At 70.5% G+C, this 20381-nt stretch carries 20 protein-coding genes and 1 pseudogene; 13 read left to right on the forward strand and 8 right to left on the reverse strand.

Going from position 1 to position 20381, the window contains the following annotated elements:
* Nucleotides 1–213: 213 nt before the first annotated feature.
* The 6 genes from QFZ58_RS20460 to QFZ58_RS20485 form a co-directional block, all read right to left on the reverse strand.
* Nucleotides 214–2889, reverse strand: a complete 2676-nt coding sequence (locus tag QFZ58_RS20460; protein ID WP_307126352.1) for a hypothetical protein — start codon at nucleotides 2887–2889, stop codon at nucleotides 214–216.
* Nucleotides 2886–3176, reverse strand: a complete 291-nt coding sequence (locus QFZ58_RS20465; protein WP_307126353.1) for a hypothetical protein — start codon at nucleotides 3174–3176, stop codon at nucleotides 2886–2888. The genes QFZ58_RS20460 and QFZ58_RS20465 overlap by 4 nt, the downstream gene beginning before the upstream one ends.
* A gap of 96 nt (nucleotides 3177–3272) precedes the next feature.
* On the reverse strand, nucleotides 3273–3713 hold the full coding sequence (locus QFZ58_RS20470; RefSeq protein ID WP_307126354.1) for a hypothetical protein: 441 nt from the start codon (nucleotides 3711–3713) through the stop codon (nucleotides 3273–3275).
* Complete coding sequence (locus QFZ58_RS20475) at nucleotides 3710–3907, reverse strand: hypothetical protein (RefSeq protein ID WP_307126355.1); 198 nt, start codon at nucleotides 3905–3907, stop codon at nucleotides 3710–3712. The genes QFZ58_RS20470 and QFZ58_RS20475 overlap by 4 nt, the downstream gene beginning before the upstream one ends.
* The gene (locus tag QFZ58_RS20480) at nucleotides 3901–4644 is read right to left on the reverse strand and encodes a hypothetical protein (protein ID WP_307126356.1); all 744 of its coding nucleotides are present in this window, start codon (nucleotides 4642–4644) and stop codon (nucleotides 3901–3903) included. Before QFZ58_RS20480 ends, QFZ58_RS20475 begins: the two co-directional genes overlap by 7 nt.
* Entirely contained in the window at nucleotides 4641–4997 is a 357-nt protein-coding gene (locus tag QFZ58_RS20485) for a helix-turn-helix domain-containing protein (protein WP_307126357.1), read from the reverse strand. Before QFZ58_RS20485 ends, QFZ58_RS20480 begins: the two co-directional genes overlap by 4 nt.
* On the opposite strand from QFZ58_RS20485, the gene QFZ58_RS20490 reads away from it, so the two are divergent.
* Nucleotides 4986–5672: a helix-turn-helix domain-containing protein gene (locus QFZ58_RS20490; protein WP_307126358.1), complete on the forward strand. Its 687-nt coding sequence runs from the start codon at nucleotides 4986–4988 to the stop codon at nucleotides 5670–5672. The genes QFZ58_RS20485 and QFZ58_RS20490 overlap by 12 nt on opposite strands.
* Nucleotides 5673–5693: 21 nt before the next feature.
* Here the strand turns inward: QFZ58_RS20490 and QFZ58_RS20495 are convergent, their stop codons facing one another.
* Nucleotides 5694–7181: a recombinase family protein gene (locus QFZ58_RS20495; protein ID WP_307126359.1), complete on the reverse strand. Its 1488-nt coding sequence runs from the start codon at nucleotides 7179–7181 to the stop codon at nucleotides 5694–5696.
* A gap of 42 nt (nucleotides 7182–7223) precedes the next feature.
* Between QFZ58_RS20495 and QFZ58_RS20500 the strand changes: the two are divergent.
* From QFZ58_RS20500 to QFZ58_RS20525, 6 genes and pseudogenes are all read left to right on the forward strand, one after another.
* Nucleotides 7224–7796 (forward strand): annotated as a pseudogene (locus QFZ58_RS20500) (ATPase, T2SS/T4P/T4SS family); the annotation flags it as partial.
* A gap of 44 nt (nucleotides 7797–7840) precedes the next feature.
* Entirely contained in the window at nucleotides 7841–8665 is an 825-nt protein-coding gene (locus QFZ58_RS20505) for a type II secretion system F family protein (protein WP_307128933.1), read from the forward strand.
* A complete protein-coding gene (locus QFZ58_RS20510; RefSeq protein ID WP_373428572.1) occupies nucleotides 8662–9462 on the forward strand; it encodes a type II secretion system F family protein in 801 nt (266 codons plus the stop codon). The genes QFZ58_RS20505 and QFZ58_RS20510 overlap by 4 nt, the downstream gene beginning before the upstream one ends.
* 134 nt (nucleotides 9463–9596) lie before the next feature.
* Entirely contained in the window at nucleotides 9597–9818 is a 222-nt protein-coding gene (locus QFZ58_RS20515) for a DUF4244 domain-containing protein (protein ID WP_307128935.1), read from the forward strand.
* Nucleotides 9805–10206, forward strand: coding sequence for a TadE family type IV pilus minor pilin (locus QFZ58_RS20520; protein ID WP_307126360.1), 402 nt, complete (start codon nucleotides 9805–9807; stop codon nucleotides 10204–10206). Before QFZ58_RS20515 ends, QFZ58_RS20520 begins: the two co-directional genes overlap by 14 nt.
* Before the next feature lie 95 nt (nucleotides 10207–10301).
* Nucleotides 10302–10865: an Rv3654c family TadE-like protein gene (locus QFZ58_RS20525; RefSeq protein ID WP_307126361.1), complete on the forward strand. Its 564-nt coding sequence runs from the start codon at nucleotides 10302–10304 to the stop codon at nucleotides 10863–10865.
* A 162-nt stretch (nucleotides 10866–11027) separates the two neighbouring features.
* Here the strand turns inward: QFZ58_RS20525 and QFZ58_RS20530 are convergent, their stop codons facing one another.
* Nucleotides 11028–13517 (reverse strand): DEAD/DEAH box helicase, encoded by a 2490-nt coding sequence (locus tag QFZ58_RS20530; RefSeq protein ID WP_307126362.1) that lies wholly within the window; start codon nucleotides 13515–13517, stop codon nucleotides 11028–11030.
* Nucleotides 13518–13596: 79 nt separating this feature from the next.
* On the opposite strand from QFZ58_RS20530, the gene QFZ58_RS20535 reads away from it, so the two are divergent.
* The 6 genes from QFZ58_RS20535 (at nucleotide 13597) to QFZ58_RS20560 (ending at nucleotide 20354) form a co-directional block, all read left to right on the forward strand.
* Nucleotides 13597–13950, forward strand: a complete 354-nt coding sequence (locus tag QFZ58_RS20535) for an STAS domain-containing protein (protein WP_003967428.1) — start codon at nucleotides 13597–13599, stop codon at nucleotides 13948–13950.
* A 205-nt stretch (nucleotides 13951–14155) separates the two neighbouring features.
* A complete protein-coding gene (locus QFZ58_RS20540; RefSeq protein WP_307126363.1) occupies nucleotides 14156–14596 on the forward strand; it encodes an ATP-binding protein in 441 nt (146 codons plus the stop codon).
* A gap of 276 nt (nucleotides 14597–14872) precedes the next feature.
* A complete protein-coding gene (locus QFZ58_RS20545; protein WP_307126364.1) occupies nucleotides 14873–17314 on the forward strand; it encodes a sodium-translocating pyrophosphatase in 2442 nt (813 codons plus the stop codon).
* Nucleotides 17315–17592: 278 nt separating this feature from the next.
* Nucleotides 17593–18225 (forward strand): small secreted protein, encoded by a 633-nt coding sequence (locus QFZ58_RS20550; RefSeq protein ID WP_307126365.1) that lies wholly within the window; start codon nucleotides 17593–17595, stop codon nucleotides 18223–18225.
* 86 nt (nucleotides 18226–18311) lie between these two features.
* On the forward strand, nucleotides 18312–19835 hold the full coding sequence (locus QFZ58_RS20555) for a class I SAM-dependent methyltransferase (RefSeq protein WP_307126366.1): 1524 nt from the start codon (nucleotides 18312–18314) through the stop codon (nucleotides 19833–19835).
* Between the two features lie 321 nt (nucleotides 19836–20156).
* On the forward strand, nucleotides 20157–20354 hold the full coding sequence (locus tag QFZ58_RS20560) for a hypothetical protein (protein WP_307126367.1): 198 nt from the start codon (nucleotides 20157–20159) through the stop codon (nucleotides 20352–20354).
* The last annotated feature ends 27 nt before the right edge of the window (nucleotides 20355–20381 follow it).

The following is a 20381-nucleotide window of genomic DNA, read 5'->3' on the forward strand; positions in this document are numbered from 1 at the left end:
GGACAGGGGGACAGGGGGGACACCGTTTGTCCCCCCCCTCTCTCGCGCGGTACGCGAGTCAAGAAAAAGTTGATCTTGATTTCTATTTGTGCAGGTCACAGACTTACTTGCGCTTGCAATAGTTGAGAAGCGAAACCAGTTGGAGCATTTTCCCGGAGGGAGAGGGGGGACAAAGCCTGTCCCCCCTTCAGATGTCCCCCCCTATGTCCCCCTTCAGGACGGGGGGACAGGGCCGGGCAGGAACCGCCCACCGTCCTCGATAACCCACTCGCGCACTACCGCGTAGGCGAACGCGTCAACGAGGTGCCGCTTGTCTCGCCCAGCGGTCCGAGAGCGCACCGTCTTGCGGGTCTGCGGCCCCTGTTCCCGTGCTGCCACCGCAAGGCGGGTAGCCAGCCGCTCGACTGCCCGGTCCGCCCGCGCGCCCTCGGCCACTTGCTTCGCGTGGTCGACGCGTACCTCTTCCTCGATACGGGCTGTCGTGCGCTGCTCCTGCTCCTGGCGGCGCTGTGCCTCGGCGTACCGCATGACGGCATCCCGCGTCGCGCACGACGCTGTCCAGAGGATCTGCGCCAACTGCCAGTCCTCGGTGCTGACGTGCCGTCGCCCGCAGAGAATCGCCAGCAGAGAAGCGAGCTTCACCTTCATGACTGGCGCCTGGGAGTCGAACGGGTTCATCTCCGAGGCATGCGCCAGGCCGCGGACCTTGGCGAGGTCGGCGGCGCGGAGTTCGGCCTTGATGGCGTCATCGAAGGTGACGAGGACGAAGCGGTCTGCCTCGTTTCCGGGCGGCGCCGCGGCGGCGGCCCGCCATGCGTGGAGTTCGCCGGGCCAGGCCGGCTGCTCGTCGGGGATCGACGGGTCGATGACTTGTACCCAGACGAATCGCTGCGGCGTCCCCTCGGCGACCTCGTCGAAGATGGGAGTCACGGTCTCCGGCTGGAAGCCGACCAGCAGGCCCAGGCTGTAGGAGCCGCTGGGGATGTACCTGCTGGTGTCCTTGCTGGCGTTGGTCTGCCCGAGAGTCTGGCCGACGGCAGCGCTTCGCAAGGTCTCGCCCAGGGTCGAGCCTGAGCGGTCCTTCATCAGCCGGGTGATCGTGGCGCCCTCGTCGACGTAGAAGAACGCGTTGTGCCGAACCTGCTTGCGGACGTTCACGGTCACGGGGGTCTCGGTGCCGCCGCGGGTCTTCCGTACCTCGCCGGTCTCCTCCTCGACGATGCCCATGAAGACCTCGGCGAGGCCTTCCCCGGAACCGAGCGGCAGACCGTCGCGGAAGTCCAGTCCCGGCGGGGCCGGCATCAGCCGGTCGGCGACCTCTACGCCGGTGGACTTGCCGATGCCGGACGGGCCGATGATCCCGCCGAACAGGTTCAGTGAGGCGTAACCGGCGATGCCGGTGTCGGCGCGGATGCGGTGCGACACCAGCGAGGAGAGCCGGGTGAGCACCGACAGTAGGGCGACATCGCCGGACCGGCTGCGTGAGTGCCCGGCTTGGCGGATGTGGGCCAGCTCGGGGCGGGCGGCGTAGAAATCCTCGGGCAGAAGCCCGGGAACGGTCTTGGGCTGCTGGTCGTCGGTGGGTGGGCGCTCGTGCTCAGGCTCGGGTTCTACCAGGGCGTCCCAGTCGTAATCGTGCGGAGGAGCCGGGACGGGATGAGACACCCGGGGCGGGCGGCACTTCTCCTTGACCTGCGAAAGGACCTGAACAGACAGGCTCTGCGCCGGGGCCGCGCACGGCTGGTCGTGAGCGGCGCGAAGGACGTCGCGGGCGGCCTCGCTCTCGTTGCCCCCGTAGTGAAGGTGCGCCCACAGGGTGGGGACGGTCAGCTTCCGGCCAGACGGCTGCTGTCCGGTCGGAAGACCGGACCGCTCGGACCAGTTCACGGCGACGTGGTCGTCGCAGATGAGGCTGTAGTCGCTCTCGGCCGAGCCCTCCGAGCTGGCCGGCCGCAGCCACTTGTCCCTCCCACCGGACGTCCCCCGGTAGGTCCACCCTGCTGGTTCGAGGATGTCCCGGAAGGTGAGGTTGGCGGCGAGGATGTCGAAGACGCTGCTGCCCCCGGTGCTCACGGCGCGGGCGCGCGGCGGCGGCACGGTGGCGCGGCCGATCCGGACGTCCTGCCGGGCGCGCTTCTCCGAGGCGGCCTTCTCCAGCGCCGCCCGCGCGGCAGGCTCCAGCTCGGCAACCAGCTCGAGCATGAGGGGCAGGGAGACCTGAGCCGTCGAGCCCGGGATGCTGCCTGTCGCCCGCTCCCGTCCGCCCTTCCGGTTCACGGTGCCGGGCACCCGCATCAGCCGGTCGAGGTTGCCGACCTGCGTGTCCCACGTGCAGCCGTGCCCGTAAGCGGCGGCGCCGAGGATGGTCTGCAAGCCGGCCGTCATGCTCTCGATACGGGCCCGGTCGTCGTCCGTGATGATGTGTGCCTGGTCGAGCATCCACATGGGGTTGAAGCCGCCGCCGGACAGCACCCAGCCACTCGGCTCCGGCAGCCCGGACGACGCCACGATCTCCCGCACGTGATCGGCGTCCAGGGGGTGCGGCATCTCGTCGGGGCCCGGCTTGTGGCCGACGTCGCCGAAGTCGCCGTCAGCCCACAGGAACGTGAGCCCGTGGGCCAGGTCTTTCCCGCCGCGCCCCTTCTCGGGATGCTCGCGGAGTGTGGTGACCTGGGCGTAAATGCCCTTCGGCCGACGGGCATCGAGCTGGATGACGTGCTGCACCGCAGCGGCGATGCCTGCCTTGTCGGTCGTGAAGCGTCGTCCGGCCCAGCCGTCGGCGTCGCTGCAGATGCTGAGCAGGCCGGGGACGTCCTGGTACTGGTGGGTCAGGGACGCGTGGACAAGGTTCTCGTCGATGGTCACCTGGGTCGGCGGGCGGTCGGTCACTGCTGCACCGCCGGGAAGTAGTAGGCGCCGGTCGGGCGGCCGACGCAGCGCGATGCGCGGGGGCAGAGGCGCGGCGCCGTGGCGAGGCCAGCGGGGTGGATGTGCTGGTGGTTGCAGAACGGGCAGTCCACGACGAGATGTACGCGCCGCTCGTTGTCCTGCGTGTCGCGGTAGGCGACGAGGTGGGCCGCGGCGGCGGCCATGCCGAGTCGGGCAGGGGGCGGCTGGACTTCCGCCTGGTCCTGCTCGGTGTTCTCCCTGAAGAGCGGGAGGACGGTGGTGTTCACGAACGTGCTCTCTTCTACGAGCGGGGCCGGTGGTGTTCGTGAGGCGCGTGCCGCCCGGGCTGGGAGTGCAGCCCGGGCGGCGGAGCGCTCCGTAGATCAACTGCCGGGCGTCCGTGTGGCGTTGAGCATCCGCTCGTGGTCCGCAGTCATGACGCGGAGGTGCCGCTGCACCTCGCTGGCGACGAAGGCCCAGCGGGTTCCGGCCGGGATGTGCACCTCGATGCGCTTGGCGGCGAGGAAGAAGCGGGAGGCGATTGCCTGGCCGAGGCCGCTCTCGCAGCGGAGGGCGTCCTCGCCGACGCGGACGATCGCGGTGTGGCAGTCGGTCGAGTGACGGGTCTGCTCGTACAGGTCTGCAGAGACTTCGGCCCTGTTGCTGTACGGGCGCGTGAGGTCCACCGTGACGACCAGCCGAACCTCGGGCACGGGCACCACCGCGGGGGGCTGCGCCGGGGCGGGGGCGTCCTGCCGTGCCGGGGCGGGGGCGAGGCGGAGGGGCCGTTCGACGGGCCACTGGCCGATGGTGTGATTGTTCATGCTGCCCGCTCCTTCTGGTCGGCCGGCTGGTGGAACGCAGCGCGGATGACTGCCCGCTGGTGGTCGGTGAGGGGCGGGGCCTGGTCGACGATGCGCCGGATGCGTGCCCAGTACGCGGCGTCGCCGTGAGTGGCCCCGGCCGGGCGGCCGAGGACACCCTCGGCCGCCGCGGTGGTGTGCGGTTGGGTTACCACCGCGTCGCCTCGGCCTTGTTAATGGCCTTCACTCGGGCGTCGACGTCGGCCATGCGTGTGGCCTTCACGGCCGGGGTGCCCGGGTGGTCTCCAGCCGAGGCTTCGGCGAGGTGGCCCCGCATGGCCCGAAGCTTCGGGAGGAAGGTCTCCAGACCGGCGATGAGCTGGTCGGTCTGGGCGACGTCGAGCTCGGTGGTGTCGAGTCCTGTGTCGACCCAGAGGCGGGTCTCGACACCGAACGCATCCGGGTCCTCGTTGTGCTGCACGACGCGCGCGCAGAGCAGCGTCTCCAGCGGACCACCTGGTGCCGCGTTGAGTCCCGGCACGGAGCACGTGACGTCGATGCTCGGCCCCTGGTGCCATCCGGGGTCGTTGCCAGCGGTGTGGTCGGTGACACACCAGTCCGGGCAGGCGGCCGGGCGGGCGGTGCGCGTCAGTTGCCGAAGGACGTCCGCCAAGAGGCTCGCGAGCCCCGCCTGCCCCAGCTCGGCGGCGATTGAGGGGACGCCGGCCGCGATGCGGGCGGCGACTGCTTCGCCCAACTCTGCAAAGGTGGGGCGGGCGGCCGGGGCTGGCTGGTTGAGGTTTGCCTGTCCCGGACGAGTGGAGTCTGCGATACTGGTCATCGAGCTTCCGATCTGCTTAGCGGTGGTTTCGAATTGCTCGACTGACAGCGCCTGGGTTGCCCCCCGGGCGCTGTTGTCGTTCGCGGCGCTATTTGCCGCCGCGCTGGTCACGCCGCTTCCTTGCTGTGCAGGTAGGGCTTAAGGAGGGCTGCCAGCTCGCTGAGTTCCAACACCACCGCGAGGCGGTGGAGGGACTCAATGGACAGCTGCTTCTGCCCGCGCTCGACCTTGGAGAGATAGCCCGGGTCGATGCCGGAGCGTTGTGCCGTGGTCCGCAGCGTCATGCCCTTCGCTGTGCGGACAGCCCGCAACGGCGACGAGCTACACACTGACGTTGATTCGGTGCGCATGAGTGCAGAGTAGGCGGACTGATGCCCGTGGGGCAAGCGTGAATCGTCATGCGTGTGCAGTGATCCTGCGTAGGCGTTGACTGCTGGTCTACAGTGGTAGGCATGGCAGAGCATGAGGGAAGCAGTAAGAAAGTCGTCCTTTTGACCGTGAACCAGGTTGTCGCGCACAACCTCACGAAGGCGCGGCGGGCGAGGGGGTGGACCCAGGACGAGACGGCTGAGCGGTTGCAACGTGCGGCGGGGAAGAAGTGGACGGCGGCGACGCTGAGTGCGGCGGAGCGCTCGCTCAAGACGGGGCGGTCGCGCATGTTCGACGCAAACGAAGTCATGTGCTTTGCCCGAGTCTTTTCTGAACCGGTCGCCTATTTCTTCATGCCGATTGAAGTGCCCGTCCACACGGAAATCATTTACCGCCTCGGTCGCGGAGAAGATGCGGAGTACCAGAAGGATGCGTACATCGAGGCGGACGAATTGCTAGAGGCGGCTGTCCCGCTGCGATACTCAAGCGAGATGATCAGTTCGGTCAACCGCATTCTCAAGCAGAGCAAAGGCGTCGTTTGGAGCCCGTCCGCCCGGGTGGAGTGGCTCGATGGCGGAGAGGACTATGAGGAGTGGCTGGACGCGGAGCGCCGACGTGAGCACCCGGATGAGCTCGATGAGGAAGCTATGGAGACCCTTCGGAATTTCGCGCGTCTGATGTCTGAAAAGAAGACGTCGTCTGTACTCAAGGCCCTTGCTCAGGTGATGGATTCGGGCGCCGGTGAACCGCCATCGTCCGTCCCTTTCTAGGTATGTCTCCCGCGATTGCGACTAGCCTCGCAGCCACTTTGTTTCGATGGCTTCGTAGTCGAAGTACCCGCCATCGGGCATGCGGCCGGGGCGGGGCTTGTGCAGTGTCACCGTCAGCAGGGACCGCAGGACCGCGCGCCGGCGGTCGAGGCCGAGTGCGTCCCACGCCTTACGGACATCCGGCACGCCGACCAGGCCGACGAGCGGATCCTTCACCGCGGCCCGGGCCAGCTGGCTGGTGATCCCTTCGAGCTGGGCGCGCGCGACATCCGAGCCCTCGGCGAACTGGGCCATGTCGACCTGCCCGGCACCGAACATGCCCGCCAGGTCGGTCAGCCGCCGGCGAATCTGCTCGCTCTCCAGCTGCAGCGCGGCCACGTCCACCCCGTCGGCCGCGGGCTCCAGCAGCTCGCCAGCGTCATCCCGTGACAGGCGCTCGACGATGAGGTCCTGGACGTACCGGTCGAGGGTCTCGGCCTTGCGGCCGCCGCCGTGCTGGTCCACGCATCGGTAGCTCGGGTAGTTCCCGCCACCCGCGCGGGTGCACGTCACCGGCTTGTTGCAGCCCCGGTGGCCGCACAGGTAGAGGAGCGACCCGAACCACTTCGGTGTCGGCCCTGGCGACGTCAGCCGGGCCGGGTTCGTCAGGATCGCCACGACGGCCCTGAAACGCGGCTTGTCCACGGCGGGGTCCCACGCCCCGGGTCCGATCTCCTCGCCCCTGTAGACGGCGATTCCGGCGTTTCTCGGGCGCAGCAGCAGATCACGTGCTGACTGGTGGTCGATCGGTTTGCCCGTGGTGGACGTCAGGCCCTTGTCGGCGAGCCACCGTACCCACCCCTTGATCGACCCGCCCGACAGGATCTGATCCGTACCGACGTCCAGCGCCGCAGCTTCCTCGGGCACCAGCTTGTTCATGTCGAGGACCGGCACGTCGATCTCCTCGTCGGTGCCCTTCACGACCTTCTTCCGGGTCTCCCCGGTGGGCATGCCCCAACCGAACGGACGTAGGCCGCCGCCGAACTTGCCGGCCTTCGCCTTCTGCAGGCGGGCGCGGGCGACACGCTCGGCCTTGTGCTCGGATTCGTGGCGGGCGACGGCGCCGTGGATGCGGGCGGTCATCCGGCCGGACGAGGTGGACAGGTCGAGTTCACCGGCCTGGCAGGTGTGGGTGTCGACGCCGCGCCGCTGGCTGAGGTCGATGTACTCCTCGAGCTCCGTGGGGGAGCGGTGCAGCCGGTCGGTGTGCCAGGCGATCACGACGGTGGCGGTGCCCAACTCCAGGTCGGCGAGCATCCGACGGTAGTCCTTGCGTGGCTTGCCCGAGTACGCCGACAAGTCGTTGTCGACGTACACCTCGACGACTTCCCAGCCGTGGGATTCGGCGAGCGCCTCACAGTCCTCGCGCTGCCGGTCGACGCCGAGGTGGGCGCCGGTGCGGTCCTGGCTGATACGGACGTAGATGACGGCGCGTGAGGGCCCGGTGTGCCGGGCGCGGTTGTGCTTCATCCCCCGAGTGTCCGCCAAGAGAGGTGTCTTTGTCACAGGTTCGGGAAGACCACGCTGCTCTCCAGCCTGCTGGGGGCGGTCGACGAGCGGGAACGCATCGTGCTCGCCGAGGACTCGGCGGAACTACGCCCCGACCATCCCCACGTGGTGCGACTGGAATCGCGACCCGCCAATCAGGAGGGCGCGGGCCGTGTGACGCTCCGGGACCTGGTGCGCCAGGCCTTGCGCATGCGCCCCGACCGCCTGGTGGTGGGGGAGGTGCGGGGCGGCGAGGTGACGGAGCTGCTGGCCGCCCTGAACACAGGACATGAGGGCGGGTGCGGCACGGTGCACGCCAATGCCGCCGAGCACGTCCCGGCACGGTTGGAGGCGCTGGGCACTGCTGCAGGCCTCGATCGGGCGTCTCTGCACAGCCAGGTGGCAGCCGCGCTGTCCGTGGTGGTGCATCTTGTGCGGGACCGTGGCGGACGGCGACGCCTTGCCGCGGTACACGTGCTCGAGCGGGACTCGGCAGGCCTGGTGATCACCGTGCCCGCACTGCGCTGGGGGCCCGAGGGGTTCATTCGTGAGCGGGGCTGGAAACAACTGGCCCTGTTGATCGGAGAGGCGCCGTGACGGCAGCGGATCTCCACCCTTCGGGGCAGCTCGTAGCACTGGTGATGGCGGTCGGCGCGGGGCTGGCAGGCGGCCTGGCCGTGCTTGAGGACCCGGGTGCGCGGCGGACACGCGCGATGTTCGCGTGCGGCCGTCCCTCGCGTCCGCGGTTCACGGGCTGCTGGGGCGTGGTCCGGGGATACCTCGGTGTCCGGCGCGAATGGCTCTGTGCACCCGTGGCGCTGCTTCTCGGTGTGCTGGGCGAGTCGGCGCTGCCGCTGGTCGCCGGGGTGGTCGCCGTGCCCCTGGTGAGGCGGTGGTTACGGCGCAGGTCTCTGCGCTCTGCGCGGGAGCGGGCGGCCGATGCGGTGACGACCTTGTGCGGGGCGGTCGTGGGCGAGCTCCGAGCCGGACGCGAGCCCGGGCAGGCGTTGCTGATCGCCGCGCGGAACGGGGGAGCACTGGGCGGTGACGAAGCCGCGGTGGTCGCGGCGGCGCGGTTCGGTGGTGATGTGCCGGGCGAACTCCGGAAGGCGTCGGCCGGACCGGGACTGGACGGACTCGCGGGGGTGGCGGCCTGCTGGCAGGTGGCGGTGGACGGCGGAGCCGGTCTCGCGGCAGGCCTGGCACGACTGGAGGGGGCGTTGCGGGCCGACAGACGCCGGGTGGTGGAGCTGAGGGCACACCTCGCGGGTGCGTGGTCCACGGTCCTGGTGCTGGCGTTGCTGCCGGTCGTGGGTCTGGGTCTGGGTGCCGCGCTGGGGGCCGATCCGCTGAACGTGCTTCTGCACAGTCCGGGTGGGCTGGTGTGCCTGGCGGCAGGTGGTGTGCTCGAAGGGGCAGGGTTGTTCTGGGCGTCTCGGATCGTGCGGGCGGGGGAGGCGCCGTGAACGGGCCGGCAGAGGTGCACCGGCTGGGAACGGTGGGCGTAGCGCTGGCGACCGCTGCCTGTCTCGCACTGGCGTGGATCGGGTGGCGGCAGGAGCGCGCGGTCCGCCGGCGCGGAGAGCGGTTGACGGCGTCCCGTGCCGATGGGCCGGCTCCCGGATGGCGGCGCCGACGAACGGCGGTGCGCAGCCGAGTCCGGATGTGGGCGGCACCCGTGGGTGCGTTGATGACCGGCTGGGCCCTCGTCGGCGGCCTGCCCGGGTGCGGAGCCGGCCTGGCGGCGGCATACGGAGTGTGGCGCTGGTCGCGCTCCGGCCTGGGGAGCGGGGCCGAGGCCCGGAAGGCGGAGGCTGCCGCGGTCGCCCGCCAACTGCCGCTCGCGGCCGACCTGCTGGCTGCCTGCATCTCGGCGGGCGCCGGACCGCGGGAGGCGGCGGAAGCGGTCGGTGAGTCCATGGGCGGCCAGGTCGGTGACCTGCTGGCCCGAACGGCAGCGGTAATCAGACTCGGTGGTGAACCGGCTGATGCGTGGGGGAGGTTCGCGGAGATACCAGGCGCCGGCCCCCTGGCCCGCTGTCTGGAGCGGGCCGGATCGACGGGGGCTCCGGCGGCGGAGCCCGTCGCCCGGCTGGCCGATGAGATGCGTGCCGAGCGTGCCGGCGCGGCGGTGGCGCGCGCCCAGCGGGCGGGCGTGCTGATCACGGCACCGGTGGGGCTCTGCTTCCTGCCCGCCTTTCTGGCGGTCGGAGTGGCGCCGGTGGTGATCGGTCTGGCGACCGGCTTGCTGGACCGCAACTGACGAGTGCCGCGACTGAGGTGGCGCAGGCGCCCTCCTGCGCCTTCCCGAACGCCGCACGACGACAACCACCGCATGAAGTGGACTTCGAGCGACATATGAACCTGATCAGTGGGGGAACGATGGGAAACAGCAGCATGCAGCGGGCATGGAGTGCGGTTCGCCGCGTCTGGGTGGACCGGCGCGCCCGGCTTGTCCGGACCAGTCGTCCGGACCAGGGGATGACGACATCCGAGTACGCCGTAGGAACCATCGCGGCCTGCGCTTTCGCGGCGGTGCTCTACAAGGTGGTGACCAGCGGGGCGGTGCTGTCAGCTCTGCAGTCGCTGATCAAGGACGCGCTCGATGCGAAGTTCTGACGTGGTGAAGGGGGATCGCCGCACCGGTCTCGGAAGTCGTCACGAGGACCGGGGAGCAGTGACGGCGGAGGCTGCCATGGCCATTCCCGTGCTGGTGGCGTTCGTGATGGCTCTGGTGTGGGCGTTGGCCGCCGCGGCCGGCCAGATCCGCTGTGTGGACGCCGCGCGGGCCGGGGCGCGGGCTGCGGCCCGCGCGGAGCCCGAGGCCATGGTCCTGTCGGCCGCGCGTGAGGCGGCGCCGGGAGGGTCCCGGGTCGTCGTGGAGAGGGCCGGGGACGTCTGGAGGGTGCGGGTGGAGGCACCTACGCCGGGCCCGCGGGGTCTCGCCCTGACGCTGAGCGCCGAGGCTGTGGCCCTGGCCGAGGACACCGTGGGAGCAGAACCGTGAGTGGGTGGGGCGGGGGGCCTGAGGGAGCAGGTCGGGGGCCGACGACCCGGGGGCCTGAGGGGGTGGACCGGGGACTGGCGACTGTATGGGTGGCGGTGACGACGGCGACGTTGTGCGCGGTCTTCGCGACGGTGCTCGCGCTCGGCCAGGCGGTGGCAGCTCGCCACAAGGCCGGTGGCGCGGCGGACCTGGCAGCGCTCGCCGCAGCAGACCGGGCGCTGCGGGGGGCAGCGACGGCATGCGGGGCGGCAAGGGACGTGGCCGCAGCACAGGGGGCAGAGGTGGTCCGGTGCTCCGTCGAGGGCGAGATCGCCGATGTGACGGCGCGAGCGCGTTTCGGCCCGTACGCACCGGAGGTCAGGTCGAGGGCAGGTCCCCCGGCCGCGACGCCCTCGCCGAGGGTCGCGGCGCCCCGGCCCCGCCTCCCGCTCGCTGCCCTCACGGGCGAGCAGGAGGTGGCCGTGTTCCGGCCCCGGCCGTCACCCGCACAGGCGCCCCCGGCCCCGTACCGGCGGGCATCGGCCCGTGCGCCCATGGCGCCGAGTGTGCGGGCACCGGTGTACCCGCTGCTGAGGGAACCGGCCCACCCGGCGGCGGGGGCGGCGTCCCCACCTGGGCAGCCGAAGGCCCGCGTGCGCATGCCTCCGGGCGGCGGGTGACGCCCAGGACCCTGACGACGGCGGCCGAGTCGCGTGCCTGGTTCCCCTCCCGCCCGGGGGCCCCACCGCGGTGCCCACCCGTTCTGGGGGAGTCGGGTGGGGCGGGTGTCGGCGAGGGTGCAGCTGGACGCGGTGAGGGCCTGCTCGGTATCAGGAAAGGGGCTACTCCTGGGTGTTCCACAGGTGCCTGCCGGCCTCCGGGTCCGGCGGTGCGGTCCTCAGCAGTTCGGTCAAGAGACGTACAGCGCCACGCTTGTGCAGGGGTTCGTTGCCGTTTCCGCACTTGGGGGACTGGATGCAGGACGGGCAGCCGGCCTCACATTCGCAGGACTCGATGGCCTGGCGGGTCGCGGTCAGCCACCCACGGGCTGTGTGGAAGGCCCGCTCGGCGAAACCCGCGCCGCCTGGGTGGCCGTCGTAGACGAACACCGTCGGCAGCAGTGTGTCCGGGTGCAGGGGTACGGAGACGCCGCCGATGTCCCATCGGTCGCACGTGGCGAAGAGCGGCAGCATCCCGATGGCGGCATGTTCGGCCGCGTGCAGGGCGCCACCGAGGATTTCGGGGGTGATCCGGGCGGCATCGAGCTGGTCCTCGGTGACCGTCCACCACACCGCTCGGGTGCGCAGGGTGCGGGGCGGCAGATCGAGTTTCGTCTCGCCCATGACCTCCCCGGTGATGAGCCTGCGCCGCAGGAAGGAGACGACCTGGTTGGTGACCTCGACGGAGCCGAAGCAGAGCCGGCCGTCCCCCCACGGCACCTCGTTGTCGGTCTCCAGCACCGTGATGGCGGTGGTGTCGCGTGCGTTGGTCGAGTACGGCGGCACGGCCTCCTCCACCAGGGCTACCGAGTCCCGCAGGTCCAGAGTCCGCACGAGGTACGTCCGGCCCTGGTGGAGGTGGACCGCACCCTCGTGGACGCTGGTGTGCGCGGCCGACTCGTCGACCGTTCCCAGCAGCCGGCCGGTGCCTTCCTCCACGATCTGGATCGGACGGCCCCCGCCGCCCCGGATGTCCGTGAGGTCGGCGGCCCGTTCGCGGCGGGTCCAGTGCCAGCCGGTCGTCCGCCGGCGCAGCAGCTTCGCGGCCTCCAGCTGTGGCAGCAGCTCGGGTACTGCGGGGCCGAAGAGCGCGATGTCGGCCGGCGTCAGCGGAAGTTCCGCAGCCGCGGCACAGAGGTGGGGGGCGAGGACGTACGGGTTGTCGGGGTCGAGGACGGTCGACTCCACAGGCTGCTGGAAGAGTGCCTCGGGATGGTGGACGAGGAATGTGTCCAGCGGATCGTCCCTCGCCACCAGGACGGCCAGGGCGCCCTGACCCGAGCGTCCCGCGCGGCCCGCCTGCTGCCACAGGGAGGCTCTGGTGCCCGGATAGCCGGCGATGACGACGGCATCCAGTCCCGAGACGTCGATCCCGAGCTCCAGGGCGGTGGTGGCGGCCAGGCCGAGCAGCTCGCCGGAGTGCAGCGCCCGCTCCAGGGCCCGGCGCTCCTCGGGCAGATAACCGCCGCGGTAGGCGGCGACCCGCGCGGGCAGGGAGCCGTCCACCTCGGCCAGTCGTTCCTTCGCGATGACGGAGATGAGCTCGGCGCCGCGCCGGGAGCGGACGAAGGCCACCGAGCGGACGCCCTGGAGGGTCAGGTCGGTCAGGAGGTCGGCGGTCTCGGCCGTGGCGCTACGACGCACGGGAGCCCCCTTCTCGCCGTGGAGTTCCGTCAGCGGGGGCTCCCAGAGCGCGAAGACCATCTCGCCGCGGGGGGACGCGTCGTCGGCGACCTCCTTGATCGGCACGCCGGTGAGACGGCCTGCGGCCTCCGCCGGCCGGGCCGAGGTGGCCGAGGCGAGGAGGAAGACAGGATCGGAGCCGTAGCGGGCACACAGGCGCCGCAGACGTCGCAGCACCTGGGCGACGTGGGAGCCGAAGACGCCCCGGTAGGTGTGGCACTCATCGATGACGACGAAGCGCAGGGCGCGCAGGAAGGAGGCCCATCGGGCGTGGGACGGGAGGATCCCCCGGTGCAGCATGTCCGGGTTCGTCAGGACGTAGTTGGCGTACTGCCGCACCCATTCGCGTTCTTCCACCGGCGTGTCCCCGTCATAGACCGCGGGCCGGACAGCGGGGCCCAGAGGGGCCGCCAGCGCCTTCACCGCGCGCCTCTGGTCCGCGGCCAGGGCCTTGGTCGGGGCGAGGTACAGAGCCGTCGTCCCGCGGCCGTTGCGGGCCTCTGAGCCGTCGAGGAGGGTGCTGAGCACCGGCGCCAGGTAGGCGAGCGACTTTCCGGACGCAGTCCCGGTGGCGATGACCACGGACTCGCCGGACAGGGCGTGCTCCGCCGCGACCGCCTGGTGCGTCCACGGATGGTCGATCCCTGCCCGGCCGATTGCCGAGATCACTTCTGCCCGGATGCGGTCCGGCCAGACGGCATGAGAACCCGCCCGGGGGGGCAGGTGCTCCGTATGAGTGATGCGCGCTGCCCGGCCCGCCCCTGCGGCGAGCCGGTCGAGAACCACCTCGGGAGAAGGGCGCGGGCCCGCGTTCCCGGGTGGTCGACTGGGGCGGTGATTCTTGGCCATCGGCACCGAGTGTGTCACTGGCGTGACGGACAATGGTCCCAAGGCGTCGTGCATGGCTGCCGGTAAGTGATTGAATGCCATCGCGGCTGGCGATCCGTCCCCTGGCCTCCGCCGGGGAGACCGAGGGGCGACCGCTCGATAGCAAGGTGCTGGAGGATCCGTGGACCTGTCCCTGTCGACTCGCAATGTGTCCGGCCCTGGTGGCGACCGTACGGTCGTCGAGGTCGGTGGCGAGATTGATGTGTATACCGCGCCCAAGCTGCGCGAGCAGTTGGTCGAGTTGGTGAATGACGGCAGCTACCACCTGGTTGTCGACATGGAAGGTGTCGATTTCCTCGACTCCACCGGTCTCGGCGTGCTGGTGGGTGGCTTGAAGCGTGTCCGGGCCCATGAGGGCTCGCTGCGACTGGTGTGCAACCAGGAGCGCATTCTCAAGATCTTCCGGATCACGGGCCTGACCAAGGTGTTCCCCATTCACACCACGGTCGACGAGGCTGTCGCGGCCACCGACTGAGCCGTCGGCGCACGGTCGGCCGCTCTGCGGTCGGCCGGCGACGGCAGGCCGGTGGGCGGCAGCGAGACGTGCCGCCCGGAGCAGGCGGTCGACCCCTCGGGGCCGGCTGTCGGCTTCGTCGGTGCCGGAGGAAAGTGAGAGCAGGGACACCGGGCGCCACGCCCGGTCCCCTGAGAAGTACACCCGTACGTCCGAGGGGGATGGCATGCCAACCGTTGAACTCCGCTTCAGCGCCCAGCCCGAGCACGTCAGGACGGCCCGCCTCGTGGCTGCCGCCGTGGCACGCCGGGCAGGTGTCGACGAGGCGGTGCTCGACGAGGTAAGACTCGCCGTGGGCGAGGCGTGCAGTCGCGCCGTCGGGCTGCATCGCAGCCATGCCATCACCGCTCCGGTCACGGTCGTGCTGACCGAGGAGGAGAAGTCTTTCTCCATCGAGGTCGGCGACAACGTCCCCGGCCCGGGAAGCGGCACGTCCTCACTCGGAGCGACCGGCAGCGGGCCGGGCGAGCCCGAGGCCGACAGCGAGGACGACATGGGCCTCGCGGTCATCAGCGGCTTGGTCGACGACATGGAAGTGCGCTCGGGGGCGGACGGTGAAGTGATCCGTATGACCTGGCCGACGATGTCGGCGGTCGCGTTGTCCTGAGCGTTGTTCTCGGCGCTTGCACGCGTTCGGCGGTACGCGAGGTAGTTGATGTAGGGCCCTGCGGAGCAGGGCCCCTTTGTTTTTGCCAGATCGACAATGGGGTGTTTTCGTGCCCGCCATGTGTCTGGCCCATTACTGCGTTCGGGTGCAAACCGGGTGGCGATCAATTGCCATTGGGTGCACGAAAGTCGTTTTCATTGACCATCCACTGTTTTGATCAGGGTCTGCTCCCTACAATCCGTCCACGTCTTGTGCGCTGAGCGTCAAGGAGGACGTATGGCGGAGTTCTTCAACATCCCACTGGCAGAACTGACGCACGTTCCCGCACCTTCCGGCCGGCCCACCTCACTCGCAGCCGCGGCACTCACCGATGACAACCGGTTGATCGTCGTCGTCATCGCGGTCGTCGCCGTTGCCGCACTGGTCGTCGCCCGCCTGCTGGCACGTCAGGTCCTGGCAGCCGGCGAAGGCACCGACCGCATGAAGGAGATCGCCTCGGCCGTGCAGGAAGGCGCAAACGCCTATCTGGCACGGCAACTGCGCACCGTCGGCATCTTCGCCGTCGTCGTGTTCTTCCTTCTGTTCCTGCTCCCGGCCGACAACTGGTCGCAGCGCGCAGGGCGCTCGTTGTTCTTCCTGGTCGGCGCCTTTTTCTCGGCGGCCACCGGGTACATCGGTATGCGGCTCGCCGTTCGCAGCAATGTGCGTGTGGCCGCTGCGGCACGTGAGGCCACGCCCGCGGAAGGTGAGCCGGAAAAGGATCTCACCGCCGTTTCGCACAACGCGATGAAGATTGCTTTCCGTACCGGCGGTTCGGTCGGCATGATCACAGTGGGCCTCGGACTGCTCGGTGCCTGCTCGGTCGTGCTCGTCTACGCCGCCGACGCGCCCAAGGTGCTGGAAGGATTCGGTCTGGGCGCGGCGCTCATCGCCATGTTCATGAGGGTAGGGGGCGGGATCTTCACGAAGGCCGCCGACGTGGGTGCCGACCTGGTGGGCAAGGTCGAACAGGGCATCCCGGAGGATGACCCCCGTAACGCCGCGACCATCGCCGACAACGTGGGCGACAACGTCGGCGACTGCGCGGGCATGGCGGCCGATCTCTTCGAGTCGTACGCCGTGACGCTCGTCGCCGCGCTCATCCTGGGCAAGGCCGCTTTCGGGGACGCCGGCCTGGCCTTCCCGCTGATCGTGCCGGCCATCGGCGTGGTCACCGCGATGATCGGCATCTTCGCGGTCGCCCCCAGGCGTTCGGACCGCAGCGGGATGACGGCCATCAACCGGGGCTTCTTCGTCTCGGCCGTGATCTCGCTCGCCCTGGTGGCGGTGGCGGCGTTCGTCCACCTGCCGTCCTCCTACGCCGGGCTGGACGGGGTCACCGACAGCGCCATCACCTCGCACGGCGGCGACCCACGGGTGTTCGCCCTGGTCGCCGTCGCCATCGGCATCGTGCTGGCCGCCTTGATCCAGCAGCTCACCGGCTACTTCACCGAGACCAGCCGGCGTCCCGTCCGCGACATCGGGAAGTCGTCGCTGACCGGCCCGGCGACCGTCATCCTCGCGGGCATCTCCATCGGTCTGGAGTCGGCCGTCTACACGGCGTTGCTGATCGGTCTCGGCGTCTACGGGGCGTTCCTGCTCGGCGGCACATCGATCATGCTCGCGCTCTTCGCGGTGGCCCTGGCGGGGACCGGCCTCCTCACCACCGTGGGCGTCATCGTCGCGATGGACACCTTCGGCCCGGTCTCGGACAACGCCCAGGGAATCGCCGAGATGTCGGGAGACGTCACGGGTGCCGGGGCCCAGGTGCTGACGGACCTGGACGCCGTGGGCAACACCACCAAGGCCATCACCAAGGGCATCGCGATCGCCACGGCCGTCCTGGCGGCGGCGGCACTCTTCGGCTCGTACCGGGACGCCATCGCCACGGCGGTCGAGGACGTGGGTGCCGGGGCCGGGGAGATGGGGCTGAGCCTGGACATCTCCCAGCCCAACAACCTGGTGGGCCTGATCCTCGGTGCAGCGGTCGTCTTCCTCTTCTCAGGGCTCGCGATCAACGCCGTCTCGCGCTCGGCGGGGGCGGTGGTCCACGAGGTGCGGCGGCAGTTCCGCGAGCATCCCGGGATCATGGACTACACGGAGAAGCCGGAGTACGGCCGGGTGGTCGACATCTGCACCAAGGACGCGCTGCGCGAGCTGGCGACGCCAGGGCTCCTCGCGGTCCTGGCGCCGATCGCCGTCGGCTTCACTCTGGGGGTGGGTGCGCTCGGCTCGTATCTCGCGGGCGCGATCGCCACCGGCACTCTGATGGCGGTGTTCCTCGCCAACTCCGGTGGGGCGTGGGACAACGCGAAGAAGCTCGTGGAGGACGGTCACCACGGCGGCAAGGGCAGTGACGCGCACGCCGCGACGGTCATCGGCGACACGGTCGGCGATCCCTTCAAGGACACGGCCGGGCCGGCGATCAACCCGCTCCTCAAGGTGATGAACCTCGTGGCGCTGCTCATCGCCCCCGCCGTGGTGCAGTTCAGTTACGGCGAGGACGCGAGCGCGGGTGTACGGGCCGGGGTGGCCGTGTTCGCCCTCGTCGTGATCGTCGGCTCGGTCTACGTCTCCAAACGGCGCGGGATCGCCATGGGCGACGAGGGCGGGCCGGGGGGCGAGGGGAGCGGCGGCGGCCGGGCTGACACGTCATCCGGTCCTGCCGCTGCTTCGTGAGGCGCGGGGGCGAGCGGGCCGCACCAGGTGGGTGATGCGATATCAGGAAGGGGGTGGGCGGGGCTGTCTGATGCCCCGCCCACGTCGCACGCCGTCGGAGGGGCCCCGGTCCAGGGCGCACCCGCACTGATGTGCGACTTCGGGGGTGAGTTGTATCTCCCTCATTTCCCTTGGTGCAAATGGCTGCAAAAGCACGTACATCGGATGGCTGCCGCCTGAATGTCGCCCAGTTGGCGTGTAAGTTCCGGGGCCGAGAGCCTTGGAAGGGACCCAATCCGGTGAACAAGAAGCTTGCAGCCGCACTGTCCGGCGGTGCGGTACTCGTACTGACGCTGTCGGGCTGCAGCGACGACAGCGACAACAAGGTGAACGACTGGGCGAAGAAGGTATGCGACCAGGTCCAGCCGCAGTTGCAGAAGATCGCGAACGCCAATGCCGCGATCCAGCAGCAGACGGCTGACAACAGCAAGCCCGCCGACGTCCAGCGGACCGACTCGGCTGCCTTCCAGCAGATTTCGCAGGCGTACAAGGCGCTGGGTACGGCCGTGGAGTCAGCGGGCCCGCCGCCCGTGGACGACGGTGAGACCACGCAGCGCGAGGCCGTGAAGGAGCTCAACGCGTCCTCGGTGGCCTACGCGAACCTGAAGACGAAGGTCGACGCGCTCGACACGAAGGACCAGGCCAAGTTCGCCGACGGCCTCAAGGGCGTCGCCGACGAGCTGAACAAGATCAGCACCAACGGTGACCAGGCGCTGAAAAAGCTTCAGTCCGGTGAGGTCGGTTCGGCGATGGCGAAGCAGAAGGGCTGCCAGAAGCCGACGGCCTCCGCCCCGCCCGCGTCCGCCCCCTCCGCTCCGGCGGAGGCGTCGAAGTCCGCTTCGCCGGCGGCGCCGGCCACCAAGGAGTCGTAACCGCGCAGGGCGTTCGCAGCGGCCCGGCCGCCCCTGGTGGGTGCCGGGCCGCTGCCGTTGTCGGCGGGAGCGGCGACAATGGGCGGGTGAGTAAGACCAGCCTCCCCGCATCCGCCCGCACCCCCCGGCTCCGCGAAGCCCTGATCGCCGCCGCTTTCACCGCCGACGGGCTCCTCGAGCGGCTCGGTGCGCCCGCCTACGCCGCGCTCGCCCGCAGCGAGACCGTCCCCGCGCTGCGGGCCACACGCGGGGAGTCACCGCTCGACACCCTGGTGCGGCTGTTCCTGCTCCAACGCCCCGTCCCCGTGGCCCGGGCCGCAGCCGCGCTCCCGCTGGAGGAGTGCCTGGAGGACGGCTGGGTGGTGCGGGAGGGCGACCTGATCGGTGCGACCGTCGACGTCCGGCCGTACGGCGGGCCCGAAGGACAGGACTGGTTCATCGTCTCCGACCTCGGATGCGCGGTCGGCGGAGCCGGCGGCATCGGCTCGCACGAGGAAGGGGTCGTCCTCGGCGTGGGCGGGGCCTCCACCACGCTCGCCGGGATCACCGTGCGCAGACCGGTGGCCTCCGCCCTCGACCTCGGTACCGGATCCGGAATCCAGGCGCTCCACGCCGCCCAGCACGCCACCCGGGTCACGGCCACGGACGTCAACCCGCGGGCCCTGGACTTCACCCGGCTCACCCTCGCCCTGTCCGGTGCGGCTCCGGCCGATCTGCGGGAGGGCTCCCTCTTCGAGCCGGTCGGCTCCCGGACGTACGACCTGATCGTCTCCAACCCGCCCTTCGTCATCTCGCCGGGCGCCCGCCTGACGTACCGCGACGGCGGCATGGGCGGCGACGACCTGTGCCGGACCCTGGTGCAGCAGGCCGGCGACCGGCTGAACGAGGGAGGTTACGCCCAGTTCCTCGCCAACTGGCAGCACGTGGAGGGCGAGGACTGGCAGGACCGGGTGCGCGCCTGGGTGCCGCCCGGCTGTGACGCCTGGATCGTGCAGCGCGAGGTGCAGGACATCACGCAGTACGCCGAGCTGTGGCTGCGTGACAGCGGTGACCACCGCACTGACCCTGCCGTGTACGCCCAGCGGTACGAGGCCTGGCTGGACGAGTTCGAAGCGCGTAGCACCAAGGCCGTCGGTTTCGGCTGGATCACACTCAGGAAGTCCGTCGCGGCCGCGGCCGGTCATCCCTCGGTGGTGGCCGAGGAGTGGCCGCACGCGGTCGAACAGCCCCTCGGCCCGGCCGTCGAGGCCCACTTCCTGCGGCAGGACTATCTGCGCGAGCACGACGACGCGGCGCTGCTGGCCGCGCACTTCACCCTCGCCGAGGAGGTCGTGCAGGAGCAGGTCGGCCTGCCCGGAGCGGAGGACCCCGAGCACGTGGTGCTGCGTCAGAACCGGGGGATGCGCCGGGCCACCAAGGTCGACGCCGTCGGGGCGGGCTTCGCGGGCGTGTGCGACGGCTCGCTGCCTGCGGGCCGGATCCTGGACGCCATCGCCCAGCTGATGGCCGAGGACCCGGTGCTGCTGCGCGATCGCACTCCGCAGGCGATCCGGCTGCTGGTGGAGGAGGGCTTCCTGGAGCCGTTGCGGGGCGGCGCGCCCCTGCGGTGACGGGGCGCCGGGCCAGGCGGTGCCGGGTGCTCCGGCCAGGTGGTGCCGTCCGGTCGGGCGGCACCTCCCCTCCGGCGGGCCGTGTGGTGCCGCGCGGTTCCGTTCTCGCGCGGACCCGCCGTGCGGTACGCCCCGGCTCCCTCGTGACCTGCGTCTTCTCGTGCCAGGCGGCGCGCTCCCGCCCTCCGGCCGCCGGTCCCGCGCGGGCCGTTCGGGCGTGGGGTGTGCGGCGTTCACCCGCGGTTCGTTCCCGTGATGCCGGGAGGTGGCAGTCTCCCCTCTGCCGGAGCGCGGACCGACAGTTTTTGGGGGGGAACGGACATGGAGGGCGTCACAGCGGTCTTCGCCGGTACGGCGTTCGCCCTGTTCGGTGCCGCCCTCCTCGTCTGGACAGGGGCGCGGACCATCCAGCGCGCGCCGGTGGCGCACGGTGTGAGCCCCGTCGCCTCCACCGCTCTGGCCACGCTCTTCGGTGTGCTGTTCCTCGTCCTCGGCGTGTGGTGTTTCACCCACGCCTGAGCCGCATCCCCGGCCGGGCCGTTCCCC

Source organism: Streptomyces sp. B1I3 (assembly GCF_030816615.1).
Classification (GTDB): domain Bacteria; phylum Actinomycetota; class Actinomycetes; order Streptomycetales; family Streptomycetaceae; genus Streptomyces.

Coding starts and splice junctions, on each gene's coding strand:
- QFZ58_RS20470 (WP_307126354.1), bottom strand. CDS start 3,713: ATGAACAATCACACCATCGGCCAGTGGCCCGTCGAACGGCCCCTCCGC.
- QFZ58_RS20490 (WP_307126358.1), top strand. CDS start 4,986: ATGGCAGAGCATGAGGGAAGCAGTAAGAAAGTCGTCCTTTTGACCGTG.
- QFZ58_RS20485 (WP_307126357.1), bottom strand. CDS start 4,997: ATGCTCTGCCATGCCTACCACTGTAGACCAGCAGTCAACGCCTACGCA.
- QFZ58_RS20495 (WP_307126359.1), bottom strand. CDS start 7,181: ATGAAGCACAACCGCGCCCGGCACACCGGGCCCTCACGCGCCGTCATC.
- QFZ58_RS20505 (WP_307128933.1), top strand. CDS start 7,841: ATGGCGGTCGGCGCGGGGCTGGCAGGCGGCCTGGCCGTGCTTGAGGAC.
- QFZ58_RS20515 (WP_307128935.1), top strand. CDS start 9,597: ATGCAGCGGGCATGGAGTGCGGTTCGCCGCGTCTGGGTGGACCGGCGC.
- QFZ58_RS20520 (WP_307126360.1), top strand. CDS start 9,805: ATGCGAAGTTCTGACGTGGTGAAGGGGGATCGCCGCACCGGTCTCGGA.
- QFZ58_RS20530 (WP_307126362.1), bottom strand. CDS start 13,517: ATGGCATTCAATCACTTACCGGCAGCCATGCACGACGCCTTGGGACCA.
- QFZ58_RS20540 (WP_307126363.1), top strand. CDS start 14,156: ATGCCAACCGTTGAACTCCGCTTCAGCGCCCAGCCCGAGCACGTCAGG.
- QFZ58_RS20545 (WP_307126364.1), top strand. CDS start 14,873: ATGGCGGAGTTCTTCAACATCCCACTGGCAGAACTGACGCACGTTCCC.
- QFZ58_RS20560 (WP_307126367.1), top strand. CDS start 20,157: ATGGAGGGCGTCACAGCGGTCTTCGCCGGTACGGCGTTCGCCCTGTTC.